Origin of the sequence: Colwellia polaris, from assembly GCF_002104515.1 — a bacterium.
Taxonomy (GTDB): Bacteria; Pseudomonadota; Gammaproteobacteria; order Enterobacterales; family Alteromonadaceae; genus Cognaticolwellia; species Cognaticolwellia polaris.
The window spans coordinates 22,038-30,954 of the sequence record NZ_NBOE01000019.1 but is presented as its reverse complement, the minus strand read 5'-3'; the positions used below and the strand labels follow the sequence as shown (position 1 = coordinate 30,954).

Annotated in this window: 8 protein-coding genes and 4 tRNA genes; all 12 read right to left on the bottom strand. The window is 37.6% G+C overall.

Going from position 1 to position 8,917, the window contains the following annotated elements; translation table 11 throughout:
• Positions 1-830: 830 nt before the first annotated feature.
• The 12 genes from B6A32_RS18840 to ybgC all read right to left on the bottom strand — a co-directional run bounded on the left by B6A32_RS18840 (position 831) and on the right by ybgC (position 8,104).
• Positions 831-918: transfer RNA gene (locus B6A32_RS18840), tRNA-Ser, on the bottom strand.
• Positions 919-1,150: 232 nt separating this feature from the next.
• Entirely contained in the window at positions 1,151-2,197 is a 1,047-nt protein-coding gene (gene nadA, locus B6A32_RS18835; protein WP_085306464.1) for a quinolinate synthase NadA, read from the bottom strand.
• Between the two features lie 198 nt (positions 2,198-2,395).
• Positions 2,396-2,471 (bottom strand) — tRNA-Lys (locus tag B6A32_RS18830).
• Positions 2,472-2,555: 84 nt separating this feature from the next.
• Positions 2,556-2,631, bottom strand: a tRNA-Lys gene (locus B6A32_RS18825).
• 45 nt (positions 2,632-2,676) lie between these two features.
• A tRNA-Lys gene (locus B6A32_RS18820) sits at positions 2,677-2,752 on the bottom strand.
• Positions 2,753-2,899: 147 nt separating this feature from the next.
• Positions 2,900-3,691, bottom strand: coding sequence for a tol-pal system protein YbgF (gene ybgF, locus B6A32_RS18815; RefSeq protein ID WP_085306463.1), 792 nt, complete (start codon positions 3,689-3,691; stop codon positions 2,900-2,902).
• A gap of 12 nt (positions 3,692-3,703) precedes the next feature.
• Positions 3,704-4,258: a peptidoglycan-associated lipoprotein Pal gene (gene pal, locus B6A32_RS18810; RefSeq protein ID WP_085306462.1), complete on the bottom strand. Its 555-nt coding sequence runs from the start codon at positions 4,256-4,258 to the stop codon at positions 3,704-3,706.
• Positions 4,259-4,300: 42 nt separating this feature from the next.
• The gene (gene tolB, locus B6A32_RS18805; RefSeq protein ID WP_085306461.1) at positions 4,301-5,647 is read right to left on the bottom strand and encodes a Tol-Pal system beta propeller repeat protein TolB; all 1,347 of its coding nucleotides are present in this window, start codon (positions 5,645-5,647) and stop codon (positions 4,301-4,303) included.
• Positions 5,648-5,680: 33 nt separating this feature from the next.
• Positions 5,681-6,577 carry a cell envelope integrity protein TolA gene (gene tolA / locus B6A32_RS18800; protein ID WP_085306460.1) on the bottom strand — a complete coding sequence of 299 codons (897 nt, stop codon included), beginning with the start codon at positions 6,575-6,577 and terminating at the stop codon, positions 5,681-5,683.
• Positions 6,577-7,005, bottom strand: coding sequence for a protein TolR (gene tolR, locus B6A32_RS18795; RefSeq protein WP_085306459.1), 429 nt, complete (start codon positions 7,003-7,005; stop codon positions 6,577-6,579). The genes tolA and tolR overlap by 1 nt, the downstream gene beginning before the upstream one ends.
• Positions 7,006-7,020: 15 nt before the next feature.
• Positions 7,021-7,704: a protein TolQ gene (gene tolQ / locus B6A32_RS18790; protein ID WP_085306458.1), complete on the bottom strand. Its 684-nt coding sequence runs from the start codon at positions 7,702-7,704 to the stop codon at positions 7,021-7,023.
• Positions 7,694-8,104, bottom strand: coding sequence for a tol-pal system-associated acyl-CoA thioesterase (gene ybgC, locus B6A32_RS18785; RefSeq protein WP_085306457.1), 411 nt, complete (start codon positions 8,102-8,104; stop codon positions 7,694-7,696). Before ybgC ends, tolQ begins: the two co-directional genes overlap by 11 nt.
• Positions 8,105-8,917 lie beyond the last annotated feature (813 nt).

Below are 8,917 nucleotides of genomic sequence, written 5' to 3'. Positions count from 1 at the left end.
CCACACAAATTGCATGATAACTAATTGTTAAAGATGCCTACACGAAGTAGGTATGCCGATTCGTTCATGGATGAACGTTTTATTCGGCGCGAGTTAACAAGCTCATTCGTTGTTAAACCGCGTTGCTGCAGGCCTTGCCTGAAGCGAGATGCGCATTCTACGCAACTCTGTTTCAATGTCAACGTTTTATTTGAATTTATTTTAAAAGTTTTTAAAACTTTCGAAACGAACCTTTAAAACGTTAAGTTAACTAATTTAGCCTAAACCGCGCTAGATAACTCATTAAAACAACCTCTTCGACTTGTCCCGAAGAAGTGGAGCGCATTTTAGAGATTTTTGACCTCACGTCAACCGCTAATTGTCATTAAATTGCATAAAAGTGTTTGTTTGCTTTTTAATTGTACAAGGTGAGCAAATATGCATCATAAAGTATATAAAGTCATACTAAAGACTTAACAATAAGGAGTTTCACTTAAGTCTATAGCTTAACTTTAGTAGCTATATTTTACCCATACAATTAAATTAACTTAAGTATTTGAGCTGTTTTACTTAATAAATGGATTTAGGCGCCATTTAATACTGTTTATATTTATTGCGATTGACACTTCCTTCATTAAAACGTTTAGTTAATGATAAACGCTTCGTGCTCGGTAGTTACATTTCAATAAGCACAGCGTTATATATGTTCATTACAATAAAAGTACGCATCCATTACATATTTATAAATAATACAAGCGATCCTTTGATAAGTTATTTTTATATTCTGGCCACAAAAAAAGCCGCTAGATAACTAGCGGCTTTGCTTGGCAATATATGAATTGCTTATAATATGGCGGTGAGGGAGGGATTCGAACCCTCGAAGGCTTGCGCCTTACACACTTTCCAGGCGTGCTCCTTCGGCCACTCGGACACCTCACCATTAAAAATTTTGAATTGTTAACGTGCATTCTACACAATCTGGTTTTAAGCCGATGAGCACGGGGGCGTGTCAATGCAACTTTGGCGGCCACTCGGACACCTCACCTTTTATCTCTAAGCTCTAAGCTCTAAGCTCTAAGCTGCGCTATGTTAGGAAAATAATCTTCATAACGCAACTTAATTTACCTAAAGGATAAGTAGTTGCTTACTTAACAAGCAACTGATTGAAGTTTTACTTATTCTTTTGTATTTCAGCGTTAAAATTTAACATACGATCAAGAGATTTTAATGCGCCAGTACGTAGGTTCATATCAACAAATACTTCACGACCTGTTGGATTTAAAAGTGCTTCCTCAATCTCTTTTAAACCATTCATCGCCATCCAAGGGCAATGAGCACAACTTTTACATGTTGCTCCTTCACCAGCTGTTGGTGCTTCAAAGAATTCTTTATCAGGACATAGTTGCTGCATTTTATAAAAAATACCGCGATCTGTAGCAACAATGAATTTTTTATTTGGTAGCGCTTGCGCTGCTTTGATAAGTTGGCTGGTAGATCCTACAGAGTCTGCTAGGTCTATAATTTCCGCAGGTGATTCAGGATGAACTAGTACAGCAGCATCAGGATGAAGTGTTTTCATATCAATTAACGCTTTGGTTTTAAATTCATCATGAACTATACAAGCGCCTTGCCACATTAACATATCAGCACCCGTTTGCTTTTCTATGTATGCACCAAGATGACGATCCGGGCCCCAAATAATTTTTTCACCTAAATCATCAAGATGCTCAACGATTTCTAGTGCACATGATGACGTTACTATCCAATCAGCGCGAGCTTTCACTGCTGTAGAGGTATTTGCATATACAACCACTGTTCTGTCTGGGTGCTGATCACAAAAAGCATGAAACTCTTCAATTGGGCAGCCTAGGTCAAGCGAACATGTAGCTTCCAATGTCGGCATAATTACTGTTTTTTCAGGAGTCAGTACTTTAGCAGTTTCGCCCATAAAGCGAACACCAGCGACAATAAGCGTATCTGCAGGATGATTATTTCCAAACCTTGCCATTTCTAATGAATCAGCAACACAGCCTCCTGTTTCTTCAGCTAACGCTTGAATCTCAGGATCAGTGTAGTAATGCGCGACTAGTACCGCATTTTTTTCTTTCAATAATACTTTAATACGCGCTTTATACTCTTCGCGTTCTACAGCATTTAACGGTGTAGGTTTTGCTGGAAATTGAAAGTCGAAGTTAACGGCTAAATTTGCTTGGGTCATATGTGATCTCAATGAGTACCTAAAAACGTGAGAATTATAAGGTATAGATGAACAAAAGTGTACTATGAATATGTACAAGCGTAGATCGGATTAAGCTAACTAATAATAAGTTTAATTAAGGGTGTTAAAACTAGAAAAAATACAGTTTAAGAAAATAATTTATATCGGTATGGCGAAGATAGAATTGTAAATTAAAAGTGGTCGGTCGTGAAGGATTTGAACCTTCGACAAATTGGTTAAAAGCCAACTGCTCTACCAACTGAGCTAACGACCGAATAACTACTTTTAATTTTTGAATTGAAATAACAAGGCGTTATATCAACAACACTTTATCTTTACATTAGAGTTAAAGAAAAAGTGGTCGGTCGTGAAGGATTTGAACCTTCGACAAATTGGTTAAAAGCCAACTGCTCTACCAACTGAGCTAACGACCGATATATACTTCTTAAAACAAATACCCAACACTACTTTGGTAAAAGTGGTCGGTCGTGAAGGATTTGAACCTTCGACAAATTGGTTAAAAGCCAACTGCTCTACCAACTGAGCTAACGACCGGTATTTGTTCTGCGCTGGCCTACTCGGTCAACGCGGGGCATATAATACTCATAATTTTTTTAAGTGCAACAACAATCTTCCCCTTTTTCCAACTTTATTGTCTGTTCGAACAAAAAGTCAGCAAAGCGTGCAAGTTATCATCAATAATTATGGTTTTAAACTTTTTAATCTTGGTTGTGCCAGTTTTGCTGCACTCGAATTAGGATACTCTGCAATGAGTTTCTTGTAGATCGCAACCGCTTTACCTGGGCTATTTTCTTTTTGCTCAACCATGGCAAGCTTCAACATTGCGTCGCTTCGTTTGCTTGAATCAGGGTAATTATTAACTACCGCATTAAATTCTTGACGAGCTTTACCTAACTCACCTTTATTAAATAATAACTGGCCGAGCCAATAATGTGCATTAGCAGCGTAACTTGAGTTAGGGTATCTTTGATTAAACGCTTCAAACTCTGGGATAGCTTGCTCATAACGTTTATCTTTTAACACCATATTTACCGCACGATCATAGGCTTCGTTTTCAGTTAAATTATTACTGTAATTTATCTGACCTGTGCCTGCAGAGGGAGCAGCAACTGTCGCTGGAGGTTGATTCGCTGGTTTTAGGGCTTCAGAAACTCTGCGATCGAGTTCTTGATACAACTCACGTTGTCGGTCAAGTACTTGACTTAGCTGATAGGTGTGTAACTCAGTGATGCCTCGAAGTTCATTAACTTCATTTTGTAATTCATCGAGTTGTTGCTGAACATTGACTTGAGCACGGTTACGCGCGTCGAGCTTGCGTTCAAGGCTAACAAGCTGATCACTTAAGCTTGAGTTGGCACTACTTGTTGTAGTTGTGCCTGAATTAATTTCAATAACAGGAGCAGGTTCTGCTGCTACTGCCAAATTGGCAGCAACAGCAAACGACATCCCGAATAGTATACTATTGGGTTTCATTTAATTACCTGATTAGTAGACTAATACAGCACGGCGGTTTTTAGCAAACGCGCCTTCGCTACGATCTTTAACCATAGGCTTTTCTTCACCGTAGCTAACAGTGCTAAGTTGTGAAGCTGAAACGCCCATATTCTCTAAAAATGTTTCAATCGCTTTTGCACGACGCTCGCCTAATGCAATGTTGTACTCTGGAGTACCACGCTCATCAGCATGACCTTCAATTAATACATTTACATTTGAGTTTTCGTTAAGAAATTTTGCATGTGCTTCAAGAATAGCAGCAAAATCACCACTTACTGATGACTTATCGAAATCAAAGTAAACGATATGTTCTGAACGTAATCTTTCAATTTCTTGACGTTTTTTAGCTTCAATAGCGTTAGCGCGTTGCATTGCTTCAACTTTTACTCGCTCTGCTTCTTCACGAGCTTTTTGTTCTGCCATTTCAGCTTGATTTTTCTGCATTGCACTAGTGTCTTCACTTGCCATGTCAGATGAACTACAAGCCGATAGAGCCATGATAGGTAAAACAACTGCTAGAGCTTTTACTGTTTTATTAAAGCGCATTTTATGTGTCCTTATGATATAAATTAAAGTTACTTATAATTATTATAAAAATGGTGACCATGAAGGTGACTTCACTTCGCCATTTAGTGCTGGCAATCTTGCCTTAAACCTTCCATCTACGGAAACTAAACTTAGTACCTGACGATTATTATGTAAAGTACTATAGATAATCATACCACCGTTAGGTGAAATACTTGGTGATTCATCCAAACGTGTTGATGTTAACACTTGGAAAATCCCTGAATCAAATTCTTGTTTTGCTAAATGATACTTGCCGCGTGTACGATTTACCATCACTAATTGTCGGCCGTCAGGTGTTAATGAACCGCCTAAATTCATTTCACCATCAAAAGTGAGTCTTCTTACTTTGCCATCGACTAAATTTACGCGATATAACTGTGCCCTTCCACCACGCTCTGAACTAAATATTAATGACTTACCATCGGGTGTCCAGCTTGGTTCTGTATCAATAGCTCGATGACGTGTTATTCGGCGCAACTTTTTAGTAGCAACATTCATAACATAGAGCTCTGGATTACCATCTTTAGATAGTACCATAGCTAAACTTTTGCCATCAGGTGACCACTTAGGCGCACTGTTAATCCCTTCAAATGAACTTATTAAATTACGCTGTCCTGAGTATATGTCAATAATATGAATTTGTGCTTGTCTGTTTTCAAATGTTACATAAGCTAACTGGTTACCACTCGGATGCCAAGAAGGTGACATTAATGGCTCTCTTGAACTTAATAAAACATGTTCATTAAAACCGTCATAGTCTGCTACCACTAATTGATAAGGGTACTCACCTTCATCACGAACAATAACATAAGAAATTTTCGTTAAGAATGCTCCGCGTGTCCCGGTTAACTTTTCATAAACAACATCGCTAATACGGTGAGCATAACGACGAAATTGATCAGCGCCAACTTCAACGGTACTTTCATCTAACACATGATCAGAGGTGCCGACTAACTTGCCATTGCTTAGCATTTGCGTTTCGCCACCGGTTACTTGACCACGAATAACATCAACAAGCTGATATTTGATTTCGTAGCGCCCGATTGATGCCTCACTTACCTCACCAATAACAATTGCTTCAACCCCTTCACTTGCCCAAGCAGCATAATCAATTTGGCTATCATCATGCGGAGATTGCGGAAAACGTGACTCGTTAATAGGATTAAACTTACCACTGCGCAGTAAATCATCACTGATTACTTTTGATAAACGCTCCGGCATTACACCAACACCTGTCCATTTGAAAGGTATCACTGCAATTGGCCGTGCACTATCTACCCCTTCAGTTATAACAATTTCTAGGGTTGCTAATGCTTGTTTTGACAACAAAGCAGCGAAGAAGAGTAAAAATAGAGTTACTTTTTTCATAGAGTTGATTATTTTCCTAATTTATACAAAAGCTTAATTAAATTTGTCTGGTGCTACCGTTAAACTAATTGTTCTCATTTCTCGAAATATTTCAGGGTCTTTAGAAACAGGCAAAGTGCCCGCTTTATAGACTGCTGTTTTTGCTGCTTCGCAAACTCTTCTATCACCCGAACCGGTAACAACATTAGTAACAAACCCTGATGGTGCAAGACTTATGGTTAATTTACAAGACTTACCTTCCATTGTACTGCGATCGGTAATTAAATTACGTTTGATAGTCTGTGTAATTAATGCTGTGAATCGACCTATTTCTGTCATCATTTGCTGACGACGAGCTTGCTGACGACTTGCCATTTCCTCGGCCATTTGCTGCTCTATCAATTCTTGTTGTGCTGCTCTTTCGCGTCTTTCTTGTTCTTGACGTTTTTTTTCTGCGGCTTTCTTTTTACGTAGTTCTTCAGCCTTTTTAGCCGCTTTTTCTTCTCTTATTTTTTTTGCTTTTGCAGCAGCTGCGGCTTCTTCTGCCTGCTTTTTCTCTCGCTCTTTTTGCTTTCGTAACTTATCGGCGGCATTGGCTTTAGCTTTTTTCGCGGCAATATCTGCCGCTTTTTTCTCTTGTGCTTTTTTCTTACGTTCACGCTCAAGCGTTTTAATACGCTTTTCTTCGTTTAATTTTTTTCTTTTAGCCGCGGCAATACTTTCCTCAAGCTCTTTACGCTTGCGTACCTTATCTGCCTCTTGCTTTTTGATTTTATTGATTTGTGCATCTATTGTACTTTTTTCTACAATAACCGCTTGAATTGGCTCAATTTGCACAGCACTTGGTGTTGGTTTAGGTGGCGTTGAAAAATCCCCCCATAATAACACCACAGCCAATCCTACATGAATAGTTACACTCAGTACTAATGGGGTTGAATCCTTTAGAAGCACTACTTACTCTCCGGGCTGTCAGTCATTAAACCAACAGATGGAACACCTGCTACTTTTTGCAATAACACCATTAACTGAATAACAGCGTCGTAAGAAACGCCACCATCACCATTAACGACAACCGGTGTGTCTGGTGCAGTTTTTAAATGCTCGGCAACTAAATTAGCAACCTCCTCTGCTGACATTGCTTCATTCTTACTAATACCTACAGCTAAGTAATAATTGCCTTTTGCATCAACTGACGCTACTAAAGGTGGTTTCATATCTTTACTTAAAGGTTCAGCATCTGCTTGTGGCAAATCTACTTTAACGCCCTGGGTTATTAATGGTGCTGTTACCATAAAAATAATCAATAACACTAACATTACGTCAATATAAGGTACTACATTTATCTCTGCTACCTTGCGGCGCCTAACTCGATTATACATAGTTAACTACCTGCCTTAGCCGTTTTGCTCTGTCGCTGTTTGACGTTGTAAAATACTTGAAAACTCTTCCATAAAGTTGCCATAACTATTTTCAAGTTTTTCAACGTTATGACTGAAACGGTTAAATGCCATTACGGCCGGAATAGCGGCAAATAATCCCATGGCAGTTGCAATGAGAGCTTCAGCAATACCAGGTGCAACCATAGCTAATGTTGCTTGTTCAACAGCACCTAAAGCAATAAATGAGTTCATGATGCCCCAAACAGTACCAAACAAACCAATATAAGGACTTATTGAGCCTACGGTTGCCATGAAAGGTAGGTGAGTTTCTAAGCTATCGACCTCGCGAGATAAAGCCACTCGCATTGCTCTGTGGGTACCATCAACAATAACTTGTGGAGCATAAGCGTGAGATTTACGCAAACGTGCAAATTCTCGAAAACCCGAGACAAAAAGATTTTCAATACCGTCAACATTTTCTTTGGCTGACACTTCACTGTATAACTTGCTTAAATCAGCACCACTCCAAAACTTATCTTCAAAGTTTTGTAATTGAGCTCTTGCTGCTATTAATACTTTACGGCGTTGAAATATCATGGTCCACGAGGCAATTGAAAAACCTAATAGTGTCAACATTACCAGTTGAACCAATAAACTAGCTTCTAAAAATAAATCAAAAAATGAAATCTCAGCTGACACGTTTTAATGCTCCTAATATGCTGTTTGGAATAATACAGGGTTTAGCAATAGATAAATTAACACAGGCGACTTTGATTTCAGCTGTGCATAATACCATGTTATTTTGATTCACAATTTCCTGCGTAAAAATCAAACTTGCAGATTTTAAACGTTTAATTGTGCTGGTAATTGTTAATAAATCATCAAGTTTTGCTGATGCTTTATTTTCCATCGTAACCTTTGTGACCACAAAGCCGATGTTTTGTTCTAAAAAGATTGATTGATTAATACCAAGTTCACGCAACCATTCTGTTCTTGCGCGCTCAAGAAATTTTAAATAGTTCGCATAATAGACAATTCCACCAGCATCGGTATCTTCATAATAAACCCGAACCTTGTGTTGAAAATTAAGTAATGACATTTAATATATTCTAGTTATTTTGATATAAAATTTCAGATGCTTATCATAATAGATAAAGCTCACGGGTAACAAGGGCTAAGATGGTTTCTTTGTAACAAATTCAACAAAAATTAACTTTGTTGCGGTTTATATGAATTGGTTAATCAAAACTAAAATGAACTGATTCTACATATTTTTTAAGTTTTTTCACAAAGTAGATTGTTTTAACTTTTATCTACGCCGTAAATTAACTTTTCGCATTTATGAAAGTGGTTATTTATTTTGCTTAATTTATCAAGACTAAAAGAGTTACCTATTATAAAAACGGTAGATTAAATTGTTCGGTTAAAAAGTTTAACTAGCTTAAATAACAGTAAATATAGCCATAGATAGAGAATGTTAAATCAGGATGATATAATTTTTTATTTTTAAATCTACCCTTTCGCATTAGTTTTTCTAATGATAAATATAATTTATTTTCGTTTGAACAACGAGACTCATCGGACTAGAATACACTTGTTTTTTGGACTACCACATGAATTTTACTTCCCTAATGAAAATTCTTGTGCCCTTAATGCTTTGAATAGGTGTTGTTACCTTTCTCTCTGAATATTTATAGGAACCCCATTTCCTTCTATCAACTTACATTATAAGTTGGCCCACATATTAATATGTGGGCTTTTTTTTGTCTGAAATTCAACGATTAAAATCTTTGTAAGTTTTTCAATGATGAGAAATTTTGTAATGTTTTGCACTTTAAACACGTCGGGTTATGTTTTAAATAACTCATATAAAACCTAAAAATGCAAAAAGCACCTGAAGGTGCTTTTATCG

What these genes read in the sequence shown, in the direction of transcription:
- nadA (WP_085306464.1), bottom strand. Translation starts at nt 2,197, where the DNA reads ATGACCCAAGCAAATTTAGCCGTTAACTTCGACTTTCAATTTCCAGCA.
- ybgF (WP_085306463.1), bottom strand. Translation starts at nt 3,691, where the DNA reads ATGAAACCCAATAGTATACTATTCGGGATGTCGTTTGCTGTTGCTGCC.
- pal (WP_085306462.1), bottom strand. Translation starts at nt 4,258, where the DNA reads ATGCGCTTTAATAAAACAGTAAAAGCTCTAGCAGTTGTTTTACCTATC.
- tolB (WP_085306461.1), bottom strand. Translation starts at nt 5,647, where the DNA reads ATGAAAAAAGTAACTCTATTTTTACTCTTCTTCGCTGCTTTGTTGTCA.
- tolR (WP_085306459.1), bottom strand. Translation starts at nt 7,005, where the DNA reads ATGTATAATCGAGTTAGGCGCCGCAAGGTAGCAGAGATAAATGTAGTA.
- ybgC (WP_085306457.1), bottom strand. Translation starts at nt 8,104, where the DNA reads ATGTCATTACTTAATTTTCAACACAAGGTTCGGGTTTATTATGAAGAT.